Source organism: Aquisediminimonas profunda, from assembly GCF_019443285.1.
Taxonomy (GTDB): Bacteria; Pseudomonadota; Alphaproteobacteria; order Sphingomonadales; family Sphingomonadaceae; genus Aquisediminimonas; species Aquisediminimonas profunda.
On the sequence record NZ_CP080327.1, the window covers coordinates 1,919,771 to 1,939,741 of the forward strand.

At 57.1% G+C, this 19,971-nt stretch carries 21 protein-coding genes; 13 read left to right on the plus strand and 8 right to left on the minus strand.

Features of this window, described 5'->3' with window-relative positions:
* Window positions 1-60: 60 nt before the first annotated feature.
* The 3 genes from K0O24_RS09550 to K0O24_RS09560 all read right to left on the minus strand — a co-directional run bounded on the left by K0O24_RS09550 (window position 61) and on the right by K0O24_RS09560 (window position 2,129).
* On the minus strand, window positions 61-564 hold the full coding sequence (locus K0O24_RS09550; protein WP_219892515.1) for a YybH family protein: 504 nt from the start codon (window positions 562-564) through the stop codon (window positions 61-63).
* Between the two features lie 69 nt (window positions 565-633).
* Window positions 634-1,500: a Cif family virulence factor gene (locus K0O24_RS09555; RefSeq protein ID WP_219892516.1), complete on the minus strand. Its 867-nt coding sequence runs from the start codon at window positions 1,498-1,500 to the stop codon at window positions 634-636.
* On the minus strand, window positions 1,497-2,129 hold the full coding sequence (locus K0O24_RS09560; protein WP_219892517.1) for a hypothetical protein: 633 nt from the start codon (window positions 2,127-2,129) through the stop codon (window positions 1,497-1,499). Before K0O24_RS09560 ends, K0O24_RS09555 begins: the two co-directional genes overlap by 4 nt.
* A gap of 252 nt (window positions 2,130-2,381) precedes the next feature.
* Here K0O24_RS09560 and rplQ point away from each other — a divergent pair, with 252 nt between their 5' ends.
* From rplQ to K0O24_RS09585, 5 genes are all read left to right on the plus strand, one after another.
* Complete coding sequence (gene rplQ, locus K0O24_RS09565; protein ID WP_219892518.1) at window positions 2,382-2,804, plus strand: 50S ribosomal protein L17; 423 nt, start codon at window positions 2,382-2,384, stop codon at window positions 2,802-2,804.
* 9 nt (window positions 2,805-2,813) lie between these two features.
* Window positions 2,814-3,116: an alkylphosphonate utilization protein gene (locus tag K0O24_RS09570; RefSeq protein ID WP_219892519.1), complete on the plus strand. Its 303-nt coding sequence runs from the start codon at window positions 2,814-2,816 to the stop codon at window positions 3,114-3,116.
* A gap of 29 nt (window positions 3,117-3,145) precedes the next feature.
* Entirely contained in the window at window positions 3,146-3,421 is a 276-nt protein-coding gene (locus K0O24_RS09575; RefSeq protein WP_343211275.1) for a DUF1905 domain-containing protein, read from the plus strand.
* A 25-nt stretch (window positions 3,422-3,446) separates the two neighbouring features.
* Complete coding sequence (locus tag K0O24_RS09580) at window positions 3,447-4,214, plus strand: SDR family NAD(P)-dependent oxidoreductase (protein ID WP_246610943.1); 768 nt, start codon at window positions 3,447-3,449, stop codon at window positions 4,212-4,214.
* A gap of 128 nt (window positions 4,215-4,342) precedes the next feature.
* Entirely contained in the window at window positions 4,343-5,527 is a 1,185-nt protein-coding gene (locus K0O24_RS09585) for a Yip1 family protein (RefSeq protein WP_219892521.1), read from the plus strand.
* On the opposite strand, the gene K0O24_RS09590 is transcribed toward K0O24_RS09585, so the two are convergent.
* On the minus strand, window positions 5,472-6,488 hold the full coding sequence (locus K0O24_RS09590; protein ID WP_219892522.1) for a GlxA family transcriptional regulator: 1,017 nt from the start codon (window positions 6,486-6,488) through the stop codon (window positions 5,472-5,474). The genes K0O24_RS09585 and K0O24_RS09590 overlap by 56 nt on opposite strands.
* A 78-nt stretch (window positions 6,489-6,566) precedes the next feature.
* Between K0O24_RS09590 and K0O24_RS09595 the strand changes: the two genes are divergently transcribed.
* From K0O24_RS09595 to K0O24_RS09615, 5 genes are all read left to right on the plus strand, one after another.
* A complete protein-coding gene (locus tag K0O24_RS09595) occupies window positions 6,567-7,256 on the plus strand; it encodes a DJ-1/PfpI family protein (protein ID WP_219892523.1) in 690 nt (229 codons plus the stop codon).
* Between the two features lie 12 nt (window positions 7,257-7,268).
* A complete protein-coding gene (locus K0O24_RS09600; RefSeq protein ID WP_219892524.1) occupies window positions 7,269-8,624 on the plus strand; it encodes a cytochrome P450 in 1,356 nt (451 codons plus the stop codon).
* A 75-nt stretch (window positions 8,625-8,699) separates the two neighbouring features.
* Window positions 8,700-9,740 (plus strand): AraC family transcriptional regulator, encoded by a 1,041-nt coding sequence (locus tag K0O24_RS09605; RefSeq protein WP_219892525.1) that lies wholly within the window; start codon window positions 8,700-8,702, stop codon window positions 9,738-9,740.
* 95 nt (window positions 9,741-9,835) lie between these two features.
* The gene (locus K0O24_RS09610; RefSeq protein ID WP_219892526.1) at window positions 9,836-10,645 is read left to right on the plus strand and encodes a sterol desaturase family protein; all 810 of its coding nucleotides are present in this window, start codon (window positions 9,836-9,838) and stop codon (window positions 10,643-10,645) included.
* 139 nt (window positions 10,646-10,784) lie between these two features.
* Window positions 10,785-12,545, plus strand: a complete 1,761-nt coding sequence (locus K0O24_RS09615) for a DUF885 domain-containing protein (protein ID WP_219892527.1) — start codon at window positions 10,785-10,787, stop codon at window positions 12,543-12,545.
* Window positions 12,546-12,549: 4 nt separating this feature from the next.
* Here K0O24_RS09615 and K0O24_RS09620 read toward each other — a convergent pair whose 3' ends face one another.
* Together K0O24_RS09620 and K0O24_RS09625 are read right to left on the minus strand one after the other, a co-directional pair.
* On the minus strand, window positions 12,550-13,761 hold the full coding sequence (locus K0O24_RS09620; protein ID WP_219892528.1) for an SAM-dependent methyltransferase: 1,212 nt from the start codon (window positions 13,759-13,761) through the stop codon (window positions 12,550-12,552).
* A gap of 131 nt (window positions 13,762-13,892) precedes the next feature.
* Window positions 13,893-14,783: a prephenate dehydratase gene (locus tag K0O24_RS09625; RefSeq protein ID WP_219892529.1), complete on the minus strand. Its 891-nt coding sequence runs from the start codon at window positions 14,781-14,783 to the stop codon at window positions 13,893-13,895.
* 135 nt (window positions 14,784-14,918) lie between these two features.
* On the opposite strand from K0O24_RS09625, the gene K0O24_RS09630 reads away from it, so the two are divergent.
* Window positions 14,919-15,518: a c-type cytochrome gene (locus tag K0O24_RS09630; protein WP_219892530.1), complete on the plus strand. Its 600-nt coding sequence runs from the start codon at window positions 14,919-14,921 to the stop codon at window positions 15,516-15,518.
* A 6-nt stretch (window positions 15,519-15,524) separates the two neighbouring features.
* On the opposite strand, the gene K0O24_RS09635 is transcribed toward K0O24_RS09630, so the two are convergent.
* The gene (locus tag K0O24_RS09635; RefSeq protein WP_219892531.1) at window positions 15,525-16,364 is read right to left on the minus strand and encodes an LOG family protein; all 840 of its coding nucleotides are present in this window, start codon (window positions 16,362-16,364) and stop codon (window positions 15,525-15,527) included.
* A 9-nt stretch (window positions 16,365-16,373) separates the two neighbouring features.
* On the minus strand, window positions 16,374-16,946 hold the full coding sequence (locus K0O24_RS09640; RefSeq protein WP_246610944.1) for an extensin family protein: 573 nt from the start codon (window positions 16,944-16,946) through the stop codon (window positions 16,374-16,376).
* 233 nt (window positions 16,947-17,179) lie between these two features.
* Here K0O24_RS09640 and K0O24_RS09645 point away from each other — a divergent pair, with 233 nt between their 5' ends.
* Together K0O24_RS09645 and serA are read left to right on the plus strand one after the other, a co-directional pair.
* Entirely contained in the window at window positions 17,180-18,304 is a 1,125-nt protein-coding gene (locus K0O24_RS09645) for a phosphoserine transaminase (protein ID WP_219892533.1), read from the plus strand.
* An 81-nt stretch (window positions 18,305-18,385) separates the two neighbouring features.
* Entirely contained in the window at window positions 18,386-19,969 is a 1,584-nt protein-coding gene (serA, locus tag K0O24_RS09650) for a phosphoglycerate dehydrogenase (RefSeq protein ID WP_219892534.1), read from the plus strand.
* The last annotated feature ends 2 nt before the right edge of the window (window positions 19,970-19,971 follow it).

A 19,971-nucleotide genomic window follows, 5' to 3' on the forward strand; every position in this document is an offset into this window, starting at 1 on the left:
TGGCATAATCTCCCACCTCGTCTGGCGGCATATCTTCCAATTACCGCACGGAGATTTGCGCTATTGCTCCGTCGCTTTCGCGGTGTTCGAGACCACATTCCAGGCAATCTTCCAGCTGCCATCGGCTTGTGTCTTGTACCCGATCAGCCAATTGCCGCGTTCGATGACGGGTTTTTTCGTTTCGCTGTCGGTCATTGTATAGGCGTATTCGGCCCGATAGACGGCCATCTCGCCTGAAGCTGCGACATCGACCTTCTCATTGCTGACAGCGATCTTGGCGAGCGGATCCTGCATTTGCTTGGCCGTCATCATCAGATCAGCTTCTTTCCCGACGGTATTGGGTGCTCCATGAAACATGCTGACCTCATCGGGCATGTCATGCTCGACGACCGCCTTCGCATCATGCGCGTTGAATTCTTCGACCAACTTGGCGACGTCTGCTTTTATTGCGGCCTCTGCCTTGCTGGTATCAACCTTTTCGGTTGCGGCGGGCTTGGTGCAGGCGGCCAGAGATGCGCAGCACAGAATGAATATGGCGCGGCTGGCCAAGCGGTTCAGTTTCATTGGATCGACCCCCACGTTCGGCATTTCGGATCGGGAGATGCTCGTCCGGATCAAGCTTGAAGTCAAGGATCAGCTCGCTGGGCTTTCAGGCGGACTCGGCAGCAATTCGTCAAAGACTATTTGCCAACCGTTGGGTGTGGCTTGCCAGACGCGCGCAAAATGGCCTTTGATTGTACTTCCCGAAGTGTTTTCCCAATGAGCAGGACCCAGTGTAAAGACAATGTCTCCTGCTTTCGACGCAAAAGTCAGGTCGGCCCGTTCGTACGCAATTGTGTGGCTCGGGAAGGACATTTCGGTTTGAGCTGCGGCTCCAGTTGAGGGAGGACGATCAGCACGAAGGATGCGGACATTCTGGGCGAGAAAAGGGATCAACACCCTCGCGGCATTATACTTTTCTTCAATGGCAGTAACCTTGGCAATGGCCGCCTTGGCCGTTGTGCGCCGATTTGCCGAGGTCATGAATTCAGCAACGGCACCCTCTCGCGCGACGGAGGTCGGCTCTTCAGTTCCCGTTCCGCCGTCGAATATCCACCGCCAGCGTTTGTCCGGCTGCAACTTCCATACAGTAAAATACTGACCCTGAATTCGGCCGGTGTCGTCAACGGTATAAGGCCCGGTCGTGAATCCAAGATCGCCGGAGCGCGATATCAACGCGACAGCCGGCCACCATTTTAATGTTTTCGAACCAGATTCCGGCCGCGCACCAAAGAGAGCACGAGCATTGCGAATCTGCCCTTTTGCGATCACGACCCCGTCAGGTGCGGAATATGTTCGAAATGCCGAAATCCAGCCATTCTGAGCTGCGTAAGCAGCAAATTCCCTTTCGACCGCGACGATGGGGGCGGCACGCTGGGGTGGCTTGGCAAAACAGCTGCTGCCTACACTCGCCAACAAAGCAAAACCAATGGCACATTCAAGTTTATACCGGATATTCATGGCCGATCCGCCCTGGTGCTTGGACGACGGCGATAGGTAAGGTCCCAAGTGACAACCCACGCTTGCTTCGCATTGTCCCATCCTTCGCCCCACTGACGTACAGTGGAATCGTCAATCGGGTGGAAATTCATACGCCTCTTAGCAAATTTCTGATTGGCTAGCGTTTGACCGCTGCGATCGTCCATGATCAGCGTTCCGTCCTGCATCGTGCCGCCATAGGGGGTGATCCGTCCGGTAGCATCGATCCAGGTCTGCTTCCATTCTTTGGCCGACGAATCAAAACCATTGATGCTATGACCCGAGGCTCCCTGGAACGGGCGCCAAGTTTCGAGGATGACGCAACCCTGATCGGCAAGCGTGATGCTGCTTTCTGCGACAAGGTCAGTGGTACCCGTCATCGAAACATCCCATTCGCCCAACCAGAAGTCGAATTGCCTGTTTTCCGGTTCGGTACAGCCAGGCGGGCGCTGTCGCACCACGGCACCGTTCGATTTGAGGGCACGGAGTTGGGTCAACTCGCGGTCCAGGTCTGCGGGCTTCAATTTGGGGCTTGCAGGTGCCGCAAGCGCTGCCTGTGCGAAGAGTGTCGACGCTGCCGCAGCTTCAAGGAAGATTCTCGCAAGAATCATGAGGTGCCCTCCCGTGTGAACCGTGTCGGATTAAGCCGCTCCTCGCCCGAATTGGCCTTGCTTTCGACAACGGGGCACATTTGAACGACAAATGACATCACGCTTGACTTTTTGTGCTGGTTGTCGCTTAGGAGCGCCTATCACTGCGGGGCGGTTTCGCTCCGCTTTGTTTTTTGGGAAAGGGGCGGGCCCGCAAATTCCGCCTGGTCTGGGGTACCTTGCACGGCCCCTTAACGAACGAAGGATATTACGATGCGTCATCGCGTTGGCGGCCGCAAGCTGCAGAGAACCTCCTCCCATCGTGCGGCGTTGTTCCGCAATATGGCAGCAGCCCTTATCAAGCATGAGCAGATCACGACGACCCTCGCAAAGGCGAAGGAACTGCGCCCCTATACAGAAAAGCTGGTGACGCTCGCAAAGAAGGGCGGACTTTCTAACCGCCGCCTTGCGCACGCCCGTCTTCTTGATGAAGCGCAGTTGACGAAGCTATTCGATGTGCTGGCTGATCGCTACCGCACCCGCAATGGCGGTTATATTCGCATCGTGAAGGCCGGTATTCGTGCGTCAGACGCTGCCTCGATGGCAGTAATCGAGTTCGTCGACCGTGATGAAAGTGCCAAGGGACAAGATTCCGGGCCTGTGATGGGCGACGAGGATATGGCCGAAGCTGCCTAAGGCTGCCCGATGTCTGACGACGATTATGTCTATGACGAAGCGTCAGGCGAATGGATCAGTGCCACTGAAGCAAAGTCGAAGCTTGATTTTGCCGATTCAATCGAAGTCCGTGATGCCGTCGGCAACCTGCTTGCCGACGGGGATCAGGTCACACTGATCAAGGACCTGACTGTAAAGGGCGCGGGGCAAACGCTTAAGCGCGGTACACTTATCAGGTCGATCCGGCTGACCGGAGACCCGCAGGAAATTGATTGCCGTTATGACGGCATCAAGGGCCTTGTCCTGCGGGCCGAATTTGTGAGAAAGCGCTGAGCAGCATCGCTTTTGAGGCAACCGGCCAGATCTGGGTCTGGACGGCTGCACCCTCGGCCAGGGGTGCCTGGCATTTCATGACAATTGATCCGCAGACCGCAGTTGAGATCCGCTATGAAGCCTTGGGTCGCATCGGCGGTTTTGGCAGCGTCAAGGTTTCGGCGACGATTGGCAAGACACGCTGGTTCACTTCGCTGTTTCCGCATAAGGAGTCTGGCGGCTTCCTTCTGCCGCTAAAGGCCGATGTACGCCGGGCGGAAGGATTGGCCGTGGGCGATACTGTGACGGCGCGTCTCGAAATCTGAAAGGGTCGTTATGGACACGCAAGAGATGATGGCACTGCGGTCTTTATCCGGGCGGATTGCTCTTGTTACGGGCGCCGCGAGTGGCATGGGGCGTGCCACAGCACATTTGCTGGCTGCAATGGGGGCGAAAGTGGCAGTGACCGATTTCAACGGTCCCGGCGCCGAAAAGGTCGCCAAGGATATTGTCGGCGACGGCGGATTTGCAAGAGCATGGGCGCTGGACGTTGCAGATCGGGAGCAGGTCTTGACGGTTGTAGCGGAAGCAGCTGGAGCATTCGGCGGGCTCGACATTGTCGTCAACAACGCCGGCATTTCCAATGCGCTTGCGTTTGATGATCCGCAGTATGAGGAAGCCTGGCAGCGGCTGATCGCCGTTATCCTGACCGGAACGCAGCAAGTGACCCGGGCAGCCTTACCCTGGCTCAAAAAGTCGAATGCAGCTCGCGTGGTCAATATCGCTTCGACCGAGGCCCTGGGCGCGACCGCCGGACACAGCGGTTATAGTGCTGCCAAGGCCGGCGTGACCGGTCTGACGCGTTCACTCGCCGTTGAGTTCGGACGCTCGGGCATCACTGTCAACTGCATCTGCCCCGGACCAATCAACACTGGCATGACGGCGGTCATCCCTGCCGAGGCCAAGGCGATCTTCGCGAAACGCCGCACTGCAATGAACCGCTACGGCGAGCCTGAAGAAGTCGCGCAAATCATTGTAAGTCTTTGCTTGCCTGCAGCATCCTATATCACTGGCGCAGTCATCCCGGTTGATGGTGGCTTGATGGCGCGAAACGCCTGAAGCGCGATTCAAGTTGGATTGTTGCGCATGGCTACCGATTGGAGATAAGATAGATCAATCGTAAGATATTCGGATCGCGCTACGATTGCCACACTGTCAGACTGGTTTCTCAATCAGGGGGTAAGACAATGGATTTACAAGGTGCGCCAGGCAGCTTTCAGGAAAGCCTCATTGCTCGTGTCAAGAAGATCATCCTGACACCGTCAACAGAATGGGATGTTATAGAGAAGGAGCCTGCCGAGATTGGCGGGCTGTACAGGAATTATATCCTGATTCTCGCTGCGATCGGCCCGGTCGCCGCAATGATCAAGAGTGTCGTCTTCGGCTATTCCTTCCTTGGGATTACATACCGCCCGGGGATCGGACAGGCCGTTGGCACAGCGATCACGACATATGTCATCACCCTGGTTGGCGTATACATCCTCGCGCTGGTGATTGACGCACTAGCGCCAAGCTTCGGTGCTGAGAAAAATCGAATCCAAGCCTTCAAGCTGGCAACCTATAGCGGAACCGCAGCCTGGGTGACCGGTATTTTTGGTCTTCTGCCGGGACTAAGCGTGCTTACCCTGCTCGGTATCTACAGCATCTATCTGCTCTATGTCGGATTGCCAAAGCTGATGAAGGCACCTGCCGACAAGGCCGTAGGATATACTGCCGTTACAATTGTCGCCGCGATTGTTGTCGCTTTTGTCTCCAGCATTGTCCTTGCGCCAATAGTCGGATTGTTCGGCGGCGGCCCTGCGCTGACGGGGCCGAACAGTTCGGTTTCAGGTACCTTGTCGGTGCCGGGGGTCGGCAAGGTTGATATGGACAAGCTCGATGCGCTCGGCAAACAAGCCGAAGCGGCGTCGCAGCAATTGGAAAGCGGCAAGACCAACGCAGTCGCGCCTGCAGTTCTCGAAAGCTTGCTGCCAACGTCCCTAAGCGGCTTGTCGCGCTCGAAAATATCGAGCAGTTCCGCGGGCTTGGCCGGCGTTGGCGGTTCGAGTGCCGAGGCCCGTTATGAAGGCGGAGACAGCAATATCACGCTTTCCATCACTGATATGGCTGCCGTCGGCGCAATCGCAGGCATAGGTGGCGCATTGAATGTTCAATCGAACGAACAGACTGCAACGGGTTACAAGAAGACCGGATCCGTCGATGGGCGTATGACGTCCGAAAACTGGGACTCGTCTGGCAAGAGCGGAAGTTACAGTACGGTCTTTGCGAACCGCTTCATGGTGGAAGCGCGGGGCACAGGCACCAGTATGGATGTCCTCAAGGCTGCGGTTGCGGAAATTGGCTCGGGCTCGCTGGAATCGCTGGCGAAATAGTCGAACCTGCGTGCACGATCCTGTAGTCATTGGCGCTCATCCCGACAGCGCGCTGGAACGCTGCTGATAGTCGGGCGACATCAGCATATCCGGTGTGCTCCGCGACCTGCTTGAGCGGCAGGCCTTCCAGAATGAGCGAACGGGCGCGGTCGATTCTCTGAAGGGCGACAAAAGCTGCCGGAGATTTGCCCGTTACGGCCACGAAATTCCGATGAAAGCTGCGCAAGCTCTCGCCGGCGCGCGCCGCCAGCGTCTCGACATCAAGCCGGGAGTGAAGGTTGTGCGGGATCCACGCGACCAGATCTGCATACCGGCCGCTTCGTCCGGCTTGCGCGCCAAGCATGGCACTGAATTGCGACTGCCAGCCTGGTCGTCTAACGCTCAATACGAGGCGTTGCGCGATTACTCGCGCTGCTTCCGGTCCGTGATCTGCCTCGATGATGGCCAGCATCATGTCGATGCCTGTCGTTATTCCCGCCGAAGTCCAAAGCGGGCCATCCGCAACAAAGATCGCTTCTGCGTCGAGGTTGAGTTCCGGCCAACGCTGTCGAACGGTCTCGGTCGCTTCCCAATGCGTGGCAAAACGGCGGCTCCCGATCAGGCCCCATGAGGCAAGGACTGTGCTTCCCGAACAGATGGATCCGAAGCGCCGTGCAGCCTTGCTGGCCTTGACGACCCATTCGCGAATCGAGGCGTTCCTGGACAGAGCGCGCAGACCGTCGGTGTCGCCACCGACGATGAAGACACTGTCGATTGTAGACGCGGACAGGCTATCGACATCCTCCGCGACTGTTTCGACGCCACAACTGGATCTGACGCGGCCGGGAACGTCCGCCAACACATAGATGTCATACTCGTTTCGGCCAAGCAGATCATTTGCGGCGCCCAAGACGGAGCAGGGTCCCGTCAGGTCGAGCAACTGGAAGTGGTCGAAGATGATAAAGCAAGTCTTGCCGGACATGGCAGAAATATAGACTAACTTGTCATTTATGCCAATCGCATTCTCGGTTATCAGCTTGCGAAAGCAAAGGAGTCCATCATGTCCCCCATTTCAATCGCATTTCTGCTGTTTCCGGGCGTTACCCAGCTGGACCTGACTGGTCCGGCTCAGGTCCTTTCGCGTTTGGGCGAAGCAAAGGTCGACTTGGTGTGGAAGTCGCGCGATCCGGTGATGACCGACGCCGGCTTTGCGATCATGCCGACGACCACGTTCGATGAAATCAAGGAAGCGGATATTCTGTGTATACCCGGCGGCGTAGGCGTTACCAGTGTGATGATGGATGAGGACGCCATGGCTTGGGTGCGAGGGGTCGGGAGCACGGCGCGATGGGTAACGAGCGTTTGCACGGGATCGCTTATTCTTGGAGCGGCTGGCCTCCTGAAAGGATACAAGGCAACATCGCACTGGGCTTGGCACGATAACCTCTCACTGTTTGGAGCCGAGCCCGTAAAGGCGCGAACAGTCTTTGATCGCAACCGTGTGACGGGAGGCGGAGTTACCGCAGGAATCGATTTCGCCTTCGCCTTGATGGCAAAGATCCGGGGTGAGGAACATGCAAAGATGATCCAGCTTGCACTCGAATACGATCCTGCCCCGCCGCTGGACTCAGGTTCTCCCGAAAAGGCAGGCGAGGCGATTGTTGCGGCGTATGCGGAGCGTATGGCTGCGCTCGCGCCGAATCGTGGCGCAGAAATGCAGGATGCGGCTGCACAACTCGGGTTTTCATGATAGTCGCAGTGCATGCCGACGCATGCACCATTCATCCCGGTTCAACCGCCCCGAACTGCGGACTGGGTGCCGGGTTGGCGCGGGTTGTTTGGAGAGCGGCTCCGCAACACTATTTATGGCTGGCCTGAACCTGCCTTTGACGAGTTTTATCGAAAGCGCCGTATTCTTGGCTTTACCGTCCACATCGTCACCGATCCGGACATGGTCGAGCGCGTGCTGCTTGGCAACAAGGAGAATTATCTACGCCCGCGGATCGCGCAGAGGATACTGTCTCCCCTGATCGGCAATGGGCTTCTTTCTGCCGAAGGAGAGGATTGGAAAAAGCAACGGCGGATCGTTGCACCGACCTTTGCGCCGGGCGCTGTTGCCAAAATGTCGGCAACAATTGCTGCGGTCGCTGCAAGACAAACAGGCGACTGGTTGCGCGGGACAATCCGGACAGACATGGCTTGCGCAGCGACTGATGCAACGATGCACATCATTGCCGACACGCTTTTTTCAAGCGACGCACGCCTGACGACCCGCGCTGCTGGAGAGCATATCGACAACCTCGTCCTGGCCAGCGGACAGGCACGCATATCGACGATTCTCGGACTGCAGGATTTGGACATCAGCCCTGTCATGGCGCGCGCGCGGCGTGGCCGTGTCTATTTGCGCAGCACGTTGACAGCGCTCGTGCGCGAACGCGGGCCGACGGGCGGTGCAGACGATTTCTTCGGTGGGCTCATTCGCTCGCTGTATGAACAGTTTCCGGCAGCACAGGCCGAAGCGCTAGCGGTTGACAATGCCATCACTTTTTATGTGGCCGGCCATGAGACAACGGCCAACGCGCTCGCCTGGACAATGTACCTGCTCGCGGCTCAGCCGTGGCTGCAGGAAGAAGCACGGGCCGAGGCGGTAATGGCTCTTGACGGGGATATTGAAACACTTGCGGATCGCCTGCCGTTGCTGCGGCAGATTTTGGACGAAGCGTTGCGACTCTATCCACCGGCGCCGCGTTTCGATCGCGAAGCGCAAACTGCGGACCAGCTTGGAAATGCTGAAATTGCAGCGGGTGACCTGATTTCTCTGTGGCCTTGGGTGATGCACAGGCATCGCAAGCTGTGGGACAATCCCGACGCGTTTGACCATACGCGCTTCGCGACTGACGCCAAGGCCAGGCTTCACCGTTTCCAGTACTTGCCGTTCGGTGGCGGACAGCGCGTATGCGTCGGCGCGCGATTTGCCATTGTCGAGGCTCTGATCATTCTTGCGCATTGGCTTGCTGCGCGTCGCTTTTCGCTGCCGGCCGACTTTGTGCCCTACCCGATGGGGACGGTTACGCTCAGGCCCAAGGGCGGCATGTGGCTTCAGATGGAACCGATCTAGCCGCGCACGTCGAAGCTCTTCATACCAAATAGCAACCATTGCCCTGCTTTCGCTGCTCTGCCAATCTGCGACCTCATGCTGCATTTTCACGATTTCGACATGATGGTCCGCGGTGGCTCAATTGCGCTGCTCGTCTTGTGGAGCTGGTTGCTCCTGCGCGACCATTGGCGCGCATTGCCGGCCAGGTTGGCAGTTGCCATGAATTTCTCGATTGCCTGCCACGTCATCGCGACCGTTCCAGGGCAAGCACCTTTCGGCTTCATCATCAACTGGGTTGTCGAGCTCGGTTCGGTAACTGTGCCTGCCCTCTTTTGGCTGTTCGCACGGACATGGTTCAATGATGAGCGGAAGATCAGCGCGGCTAGCTGGGCCCTTTTGCCTGTCTGCATGATTTTGCTCATCCTGGTAGAGGCGAACCTTGGAACCAGAACTTTGACTTTTTATGCAAGTGCCGCGGTCTTGCGCCTCTTCATGTTTGGCTTTGCGATTGCCGGCCTCTGGATTGCTTGGAAGGGCAGAGAAGACGATCTGGTTGAAGAGCGCCGCCGACTGCGGATCCAGATGATTGGCGCTGTCGGCGCGTATGTCGTTTTGACCAATGCTGTTGAAGTTGCCGTGTTCAATGGGTTTGCCCCGGAATTTCTGCGTTCGCTCCTGCAGTTTGGCATCGTTGTTCTGACCTTCGCTTTTTGCGCCGCCATGTTCACGATCCGCCGCACAGACCTCCTCGGCCCTGCGCTCCGGAGCGATGAAAGTGCGGCCGCGCCCGTTCGCGATGATCCGCTGGCGGGGCGCCTGATCGCCTATATGGAGAATGAGCGACCCTATCGTGACGAGACTATCACAATCGCAAAACTTGCAGCGCAGCTTGGCGAACCGGAATATCGCTTGCGTCGCTTGATCAATGGCCAATTGGGGCATCGCAATTTTGCAGCATTCCTCAACGGGTATCGGCTTGAAGAGGTCAAGGCGGCACTCGTCGATCCGGAGCAGCGGCAGGTGCCCATACTTACGATTGCGCTGGATGCGGGTTTTGGCTCGTTAGGGCCATTCAATCGGGCCTTCCGCGAAGTCGAGGGCATGACGCCGACAGAGTATAGAAACCGTGACGCCTGATTGATTCCAGAATCAGCTAGCCGAATTCGAAACTGGCAGAGCATTGCTCTCCCGCTTCAACCATTGATCTTCCATCGCATTATCGGAGTTGGTCAATGGAACACGCAACGACATTTTTGGGTATCGCACAGGAAAAGGCGCTGCACCTTTTTGCCTTCGACTTTGGTCGCTATGCAATTGCAGCGTCTCTCATAGCAGGACTTGTCTGGATGCTGAAGCGGACGCCATGGCGCGCGCGCCAGATCCAGAAGCGCACCGCAAAAGCATCGGATTTCCGTCGGGAGTTTTTCGCTTCGGCGCGCACAGTGCTTGTTTATGTTGTCGTCAGCATAGTTGTAATCTGGGCGATCCGGCACGGCTATATGCACGAAATGCAAGGCAGTTATGGACTGGCTGGCAATATCGGGATGATCGCTGCGATCATTGTCGCCCATGATGCCTATTTCTACTGGAGCCATCGTGCCATGCATCATCCGCGGCTGTTCAAACAATTTCATCGCTTTCATCATCGCACGGTTACCCCGACGGCGTGGGCTGCCTATAGCTTTGCACTTCCCGAAGCCTTTGTGATGGCGCTCTTCATGCCAGTCTGGCTGTATCTTGTGCCGACACCGGGAATCGTGGTTTTCATTTTCCTGATCGTCATGATCCTGCGCAATTGCATGGGGCACGCGGGGCTTGAACTTCATGCACGCGGATGGGCGAGCCACCCGGTTCTCAAGTGGATCAGCACCACGACGCATCACGACCTGCATCATGCCGGCAGCTTCAATCACAATTTCGGTTTCTATTTTACTTTCTGGGACAAGATGATGGGCACTGAACATCCAGACTATGTTGCCGTATTCGACCGTGTCACTGGAACGAAACCGGCACCCAAGACGCTTGTTGCGGAAATCGCCTGAGCAAATTGCCAAATGGCCCATCTCCCGTTGGCAAACCTGGACGGAACTGGATGGAATGAACTTCATCCGGTTCCGGCCATTTTCGTTTGCGAGGACGCTTCTGCTGTGCCAGCCTCGATTGGCATCCGGGAGGTGAATTATGATCAGCAGGACATTGTGCGCGCTGCCTTTGGCAATCGCCCTTTTTGTTTCGGCAGCGCATGCAGCGCCAGCAGACGATTTGCAGACCATCATCGCCGACCACTGGAAATGGTGGCTTTCGATCAACCCCGTTCAGGCGACCGCACTCGGCGTGCATGATTTTGACGACAAACTGGGTGATCTCAGCCTGGCTGAACAGGACCGCGAGGCAAAGGCAGCGCAGGCATTTCTGGACCGGCTGTCAGCTATTCCCGATCAGGCTCTGTCGGTCGCGGATCGAACGAACAAGGGTGTGCTCGTTCGTATGCTGTCGGATCAGGTAGAGGGAAATCGCTATGGCGAAAGGATGATCCTTTTTACGACCTATTATGGCTGGCACCAGGGTTTTGCGGGAATAGCCGATAATCTGCCGTTTCGTACACGTGCAGACTATGAGAGCTATCTGAAGCGACTTGCACTTTATCCCAAGCTCAATGGCGATGCGATCGCCATATCGCGACAGGCGGTCGCCAAGGGCTATGTTCAGCCTTGCGACGCGCTGGCCGGCTTTGAAGACACGATTACGGGTGCCGTTCAAGGCGAACCCGAGGACACCCGCTTTTTTGGCCCATTCAAGCGTCAGCGGCCTGTTGACATGAGTGACGCTGAATGGACAGCGATGCAAGCGCGAGCGGTTGCGGTCATCCGGGACGTTGTCGCTCCTGAATATGCGAAGTTCGCGCAATTCTACCTCAAAGATTATAAGCCGAAATGCCGCAAGACAGTCGGCGCGTCAGCGATGCCGCAAGGCGCGGCCTGGTATGCGTTTCAGGCGCGCTCGCATACGACGACGAACCTTTCGCCCGAACAGATTCACCAAATAGGCCTCTCAGAGGTTGCGCGGATCAAGGCGGAAATGGTGAAGGTTGCTACGGATGCCGGCTATCCAAGTCGAGAGGCCTTCATCGCCAAATTGCGCACCGATCCGGCATACTATGCCAAGACCCCGGAAGAATTGCTTGCCGCTGCGTCACGAGTGGCCAAGCAGATCGATGGGAAAATGCCTCAATTCTTCGGAAAACTTCCGCGTTTGCCTTATGGCGTGCGGGAGATTCCAAAAGAAACGGCCGAAACCACAACGACCGCATACTATAATGGAGGCTCGCCCGAGAGCGGGATCGCGGGCAATTTCTATGTGAACACGTCAAAGCTGTCTCAACGACCGCTTTGGGAATTGCCCGCGCTGACGGCGCATGAAGCTGTCCCGGGGCATCATAACCAGATCGCATTGCAACAGGAGCTCCCGCTGCTCGAGTTCCGCAAGAATGCTGCTGGATTTACGGCCTTTGTAGAAGGGTGGGGACTCTATTCGGAACATCTCGGGATTGAGATGGGTCTTTACGACACGCCTGAGAAAAATATGGGTCGGCTGTCATACGAGATGTGGCGGGCCTGCCGACTCGTGGTTGATACGGGCATGCATGCCAAAGGTTGGACCAAGGCGCAGGCGATTGCCTTCATGCGGGACAATAGCGCCCTGTCTGATGCCAACATCGAGGCGGAAGTGAACCGCTATATCAGCTGGCCCGGCCAAGCCCTGGGGTACAAGCTGGGCGAACTCAAAATCCGCGAACTTCGGGCGCGCGCCGAAGCTGCCCTTGGTCCCAAATTCGATCTCCGCAGGTTCCACGATGCGGTGCTGGGGCAGGGTCCTGTTCCGCTTGACGTGCTTGAACGCCAGATCACAGACTGGATCGATGCGGAGACCGCGAGGCCCTGACTGATCAGTGGCTTTTCATCATGTAGTCGCGAGTAATTGGCAAGGCATGACGGCTTCGGGCATACTGGATCTGGAAGTTGACCATCCCGCCATACTGAAAGACAGTTGCGGCCCCGGCGAGGTAAAGTGTCCACATCCGGAAAAAGCGCTCATCGTAGAGCGCCTCAATCTGTTCGCGCGCGGCGACGGTGCGGCGATACCATTCCTGCAGCGTGAAAGCATAGTGTAGTCGCAGTACTTCGACATCGGTCGCAATCATCCTGTTCGGCTCGCTGCCTTCCAGGATTTCGGAAAGGGCAGGGATGTAACCACCGGGGAAGATATATTTGCGCGTGAACGCGTCAGTGCTGCCTGGGCCAGCCATCCGGCCAATGGTGTGCAGCAGCATCACGCCATCGGAGGTGAGCAGGTTGTGGCACTTGCGGAAGAACTCACGGTAGTTGGGAACGCCGACATGTTCAAACATTCCGACCGAAACGATACGATCGAATGACCCCGCAAGATCGCGATAGTCGCGCAGTTCAAAGCGGACATGATCCGAGACTCCGGCTTCGGCAGCGCGTTTTTGTGCAACCTCAAGCTGTTCTTCCGAAAGCGTTATGCCGAGAACATCGACCCCGTAATGCTTGTGAAGATAAAGAGCCATACCGCCCCATCCGCAGCCAATGTCGAGCACCTTTTGCCCTGGTGACAGCGCAAGTTTGGCCGCAATATGCGCCTTCTTGTCTTCCTGTGCCTGTTCAAGGCTATTGGCGGGATCGGTGAAGTATGCGCAGCTGTATTGCCGGTCGCGATCTAGGAACAAGTCGTAGAGCTTGCCCGACAGGTCATAATGATGAGCGACATTGCGTTTCGATTGCCGCCGGAAATTGATCTGGTTCCACCGACGGGTCGCGCGCTTGAAAGCGCGCCGGAGCGGTCCCTTTTTTTCAATGTCGAGCCCCTTTTCCCAGGGATTGTTGGCGCGGATCAGGCCAACAAAGTCCATGATGTCGCCCTTTTCAAAGCTGATCCGGCCATCCATGAAGCCCTCAGCAAAGCCAAGGCGGGGTCCCCGAACAATATCGAAGGCTACTCGCCTATCATTGAAACGAACAACAATGTCCGGAAAGAATGGATCCGGTGAGCCGAACACATGACGGCTGCCGTCGGCTTCAACCAACGTAACCACACCCTTCTTGATCAGTCGACGAAAGACGGCGTGGAGTAATGACATCGGCTAATCCCTGCAGTTGAACACGTTATACGCCCGGTGCAGACGTTTGGTTGCATTCCGTTCCAGATATTGTCCTCCATGTCTTGCAAGGCCCGGCCCGGCCCTGAAAGAAGATAGGCAGGCAAGGGGCCTCAGCCCCGTTTGCGCGCCTGCGGATATGTACCAAGCAACCGAAGCGAGCGCGAGTGGAATTGAAGTTCCTCCAACGCGCGCGCGACGGCCGGATCATCTGGGTGTCCCTCTATGTCTGCAAAGAAAGTCGTGGCGGCAAAGCTGGACCCGCGCTGGTAGCTCTCCAGCTTCGTCATGTTGACGCCATTCGTCGCGAAACCTCCCATTGCCTTATACAGCGCCGCCGGGATGTTCTTCACTTCAAAGACGAAGGTTGTCATCACCACCCCTTCGTTGGGAGCGGGTTCGCCCGATCTGGCGAGGATGACGAAGCGCGTCATGTTGTCGCTGGAATCTTCCAGTGCTTCAGCGAGAATCTCGAGGCCATAGACCTTCGCAGCACCTGGTGGCGCTATGGCTGCAATCGTCGGGTCGCCCAGCTCCACGACACGTGCCGCTGCGCCTGCTGTGTCCGGATATGCGATCGATTCAATGCCGCGGGCCCGCAGCCAATGCCGACATTGGCCTAGAGCCTGAGGATGGCTGATTGCCTGTTTGATGCCTTCAAGAGGGCCAATTCCCATCAGCGCATAGTGAATCGGCAGGAAGAACTCCCCTGTGATTACAAGGCCCGATTCGGGCAAGAGAAAGTGAATGTCGGCCACGCGACCGTGAAGAGAATTTTCAATCGGGATCATTGCCTTCGCCGCGCGTCCTTCGCGCACGGCATCGATTGCATCGGGAAAGCTGAAGCATGGCAAGGCAATGCTGTCGGGAAACGCCTGCTGGACAGCAATGTGGGAATTGGCCCCCGGCGCGCCTTGGAATGCGACTGCCCTTGCAGGATCCGCCGCAGACTCGGCAATCATGGCGGCAACGAGCGGTCTTGCAGGGGCGGGGTAGTTTTCCATCGGGGGCAGCGCTTACGGACCTCTCTGCCGCTGCGCAAGCATTGGTGCATTTGGTTCGCACCGCGCGCTTGCGAACCGTCCAATGGCCGACTAAAGCGAGCGCGATTCACGGGGCACTCTCAGAAGGTTTCAAGCATGGATGATCGTTTCAACACAGCAGCCGGGTGGGCGCTTTTCGCGGGCATTGTTGCGCTGGGAGGAACGATCCTGTCAGGCGAATATTTCAAGCATGAAAAGGTTGAAAAGGGTGGCTTTGCAGTCGCGGATGCTTCTCCCGAGGCAGGCGCTGGTGGCGCAGCTGCCGCAAAGCCCACGGATTTTTCGGCGGGTGATCCTGTAAAAGGTGCCGAAATCTTCAAGAAATGCGCGTCTTGCCACACGATTACCCCGGGTGGCGCGGCCGGGGTAGGTCCGAACCTTTATGGCGTTATGGGCAAGAAGCACGGTCATATGGCTGGCTTTGCCTATTCGCCCGGCATGATGGCCATGGCTGGTGTTTGGGACTGGGAAGCCATGGACAAGTGGCTGACATCTCCCAAAAAATATCTTGAGGGCACGAAAATGAGCTTTGCTGGCCTTTCCAATCCGGAAGACCGTGCAAGTGTCATTCGTTACATCAACGAACAAGGTTCTAATCTGCCGGTCCCGGCGGCACCAGCAGCTGAAGCTGCGGCTGCGCCAGCAGCAGGAGCGGACAACGCTGCCGCGCCTGCCCCCGACGCAGCGAAGAAATAGGTAAAGCTAATCCATGCCGTAGAAGCGCTGGATCGTATTCCAGCCTTCTTCGGCAGATTCGGTAAATGTCAGCAGCTCAAGATCAGCTGGTGAAATGACGCCTTCTTCGACCAATGCATCGAAATTGACGATTCGGGTCCAGAACTCCCTGCCATAGAGGAGGACCGGCATTCTTTTCGTCTTCCCCGTTTGCATCAGGGTGAGCAGCTCAAACATTTCGTCAAGCGTGCCAAAGCCGCCGGGAAAAACAGCAACAGCGCGTGCTCGCAGCAGGAAGTGCATTTTGCGCAGTGCAAAATAGTGAAACTGGAAGCTCAGCCCAGGCGTCACATAAGGGTTTGGAGCTTGCTCATGCTGCAGGACAATGTTGAGGCCAATCGATTCGGCTCCCACATCTGCTGCGCCGCGATTTGCCGCTTCCATGATCGAAGGCCCGCCGCCTGAACAAACGACAAATTGACGCATGCCGTCGGAATCCGGAGGAGTCTTGCTGGCCAGAGCCGCCAGCTGTCGGGAAACTTCGTAATAATGAGACTTCGCTTCAAGCCGTTTCGCAATCTCGGGTGTAGCGGCTGTCGCCGCAGTTCCAGGGGGCGGAATGCGCGCCGAACCATAGAAGACGATTGTCGAGCCAATCTTTGCTTCATCAAGCAGGAGCTCAGTCTTGAGCAGTTCAAGCTGGAACCGAACTGGCCGCAAGTCATCGCGCAGCAGGAATTCGTCATCCTGAAATGCCAGCCGGTATGAGGCTGCTTCAGTCTGGGGTGATGAAGTGGCCTTCTTCGCAGCTTCAGCATCTTGGGCGGCATGCGCGAAAATGCGCCTGGGGACATGTTTTTCAGTCATCTAACTTGCTTAGCGACAAAACGGGCCGCGACCCAGATCGAAATGAAAATGGTCGCGATGAGCTGCATTGAAATCCGGGCTGAGGACAGTCTGGAAACGCTTGCAGGCCGCGGCCCTAATTGAACGCAGAAATCGCCTTTCTTCCTCGGTGCCGTTCCATCCACCCTCTACGGAAATCCGCCGACCGTTCGCCAACACAAAGCCGGAAATGTCCACTGCATTTGCGGTTGCATGTTCCGATCGGGTGCCTGCCATTTGCGGCCTACCCTTGACGTTCCGGCAGCTGTAACTGCCAAAACTTTCCAGGCGTACAACGCGTTGGCCGAAAACTTGCTTGGCCGCGGGCTGAACGGCTTCTCGCGTCCAAACTGCGAGATTCAGCGCCAGTGGGCACTGGATTGCCGTAATGTTGGAAATCGGGATGCCGACGTCGGTCAGTTGAACCGACGAAATTGTTGAACACCCCCCACCATAGTTGCGGTCAGGAAGGAGCGCATATCGCGCCTTAAGGCGTCCAAGATCTGCAAGACATTGTCTGAGCTCGGGGCTTTGTGGCACAACCGGGACTGGACGTTCGCTCATTGGGCGCCGCTTACTGGGCGGACCAACACAGGCTGACACGAGGGCGAGCAGCAAGACCGATAAAAGCAGCCGTTTCATGAGGCGATTTTGCCGCCCGTATGGTTAACGATCCACTAAATTCGTGAACCGTTCGTCGATAACGAGAGGTTGACATTCCTCCGTTCGCCACTAGGGGCGGCTCCGGGCCACGCGGTCCCAACGCCGCGCGAGCTCTCTGCAAGGAGATGCAAGACATGACAGTTACCAAGCCCGCGGGGAAGCCCGCGCGTCCGTTTTTTTCCTCCGGACCCTGCGCAAAGCCGCCGGGCTGGAATGCCTCAAAGCTCAAGACTGAATCCCTTGGTCGCTCACACCGTGCCAAGATCGGCAAGTCGCGCCTGCAACTTGCGATCGATCTCACACGTGAGGTGCTGCAGGTGCCCGATACCCACAGGATCGGCATCGTTCCCGGATCAGACACCGGTGCGGTTGAAATGGCGCTCTGGTCGATGCTTGGCGCGCGCGGCGTGACAATGCTGGCATGGGAAAGCTTCGGCGAAGGCTGGGTGACAGACGTCGTCAAGCAACTCAAGCTCGACGCCACGAAGTTGGCGGCCCCTTACGGAGAGCTCTCAGATCTTGCGGCCGTGAATTGGGCTGATGATGTGGTCTTCACATGGAATGGCACGACTTCAGGTGTTCGGGTTCCAAATGGTGATTGGATTGCCAAGGATCGCGAGGGACTGGCAATCTGTGATGCCACATCGGCGGTGTTTGCCTATGATCTGCCATGGGACAAGCTCGATGTGGTGACGTTCAGCTGGCAGAAGGTCCTTGGAGGCGAGGGCGCGCATGGCGTGCTGATTTTGGGCCCCCGCGCTGTTGAGCGGCTCGAAAGCTATACTCCTGCGTGGCCGCTGCCAAAGGTTTTCCGGTTGATGGCGAAGGGCAAGCTCAACGAAGGTATATTCAAGGGCGAAACAATCAACACGCCATCAATGCTTGCCGTTGAGGACGCGATCTTTGCGCTCGAATGGGCACAGTCCGCAGGCGGACTGAAGGGCCTGATCGCCCGTTCGGATGCCAATGCCGCTGCGCTCGACCTGATCGTGTCCGAACGCCCATGGCTTGGGCATCTTGCCGCGCAACCGGAGACCCGTTCGAAGACCTCGGTCTGCTTGACGGTCGAGGGTGCAGATGAGGCGTTTATCAAGAGCTTCGCAGGTCTGCTTGATGCAGAAGGGGCAGCCTATGACATCGCCGGATATCGCGATGCGCCGCCGGGCCTTCGCATCTGGTGCGGTGCCACCGTCGATACGGCCGATATCAAGGCCCTCGGGCCTTGGCTCGACTGGGCCTGGGCCTCACTCGCCGCATAGTCGTTGCTCCTGCGCAGGCAGGGTTAGCTTTCCTCTAGATAGACAGGCCCCTACTTTCGCAGGGGCGACGGAGTACAAACAATGACCAAACCCAAAGTGCTCATTTCGGACAAGATGGACCCCAATGCAGCGCAGATCTTTCGCGAGCGTGGATGTGAAGTCGATGAAATCACGGGCAAGACTCCTGAGGAACTGAAAGCCATTATCGGCCAATATGACGGCCTTGCCATTCGGTCCGCAACTAAGGTGACGCAGGAAATCCTTGATGCTGCGACAAACCTCAAGGTCATTGGCCGCGCCGGGATAGGCGTCGACAATGTCGATATCCCGGCAGCGTCTGCGAAAGGCGTTGTCGTGATGAACACGCCATTCGGCAATTCTATCACCACGGCAGAACATGCCATCGCGCTTATGTTCGCGCTGGCGCGGCAATTGCCAGAAGCCGATGCGTCGACCCAGGCCGGGAAATGGGAAAAGAACCGTTTCATGGGTGTCGAAGTGACGGGCAAGACGCTGGGCCTGATCGGCGCTGGAAACATCGGTTCCATTGTTGCGTCGCGCGCCTTGGGCCTGCGGATGAAGGTTGTCGCTTACGATCCATTCCTGACCCCCGAACGGGCAGTGGAAATGGGCGTCGAAAAGGCAGATCTTGATACTCTGCTTGCGAAGGCGGATTTCATCACATTACATACGCCGTTGACCGATCAGACGCGCAATATTCTGTCCAGGGAAAACCTGGCGAAGACGAAGAAGGGCGTGCGCATCATCAATTGCGCGCGAGGCGGCTTGCTTGATGAGGCGGCGCTGAAGGAAGGCCTCGACAGTGGACATATCGGGGGCGCAGCGCTCGACGTTTTTGCTGAGGAGCCGGCCAAGCAATCCCCCCTGTTCGGCACGCCCAACTTCATCTGCACTCCGCATCTTGGCGCTTCGACCAATGAGGCTCAGGTCAATGTTGCACTGCAGGTTGCAGAGCAGATGGCGGATTATCTGGTCAGTGGCGGCGTTACCAACGCTCTCAACATGCCATCACTGAGCGCGGAAGAGGCGCCCAAGCTAAGGCCGTACATGGCTCTCGCTGAGAAGTTGGGTAGCCTTGTCGGGCAGCTTGCACATGACAATCTCACCAAGATTGCAATTGAAGTTGAAGGTGCGGCGGCGCAGCTGAATATCAAGCCGATATCGGGGGCGGTGCTGTGTGGCCTGATGCGTCGCTATTCCGATACAGTAAACATGGTCAACGCGCCGTTCCTCGCCAAGGAGCGTGGCCTTGACGTAAGAGAAGTGCGTCATGATCGGGAAGGCGACTACCATACCCTGATCCGGGTCACCGTTCAAACCAGCCAAGGTGAAAGGTCGGTTGCCGGAACGCTGTTCGGAAACGGCGAACCGCGTCTGGTTGAAGCGTTCGGCATCAAGGTTGAAGCCGATCTTGCCGGACATATGCTTTACATCGTCAACGAAGATGCGCCAGGGTTCATTGGACGCATTGGAACGCTTCTTGGAGAGGCCGGATTGAACATCGGCACCTTCCATCTAGGTCGCCGGTCAGCCGGCGGGGAAGCCCTGCTCCTGCTCTCGATCGATGCTCCGATACCGGAGCCTGTCTTGTGGAAGGCTTGCAACCTACCTGGCGTCAAAACGGTAAAAGCGCTGCAATTCTAAAC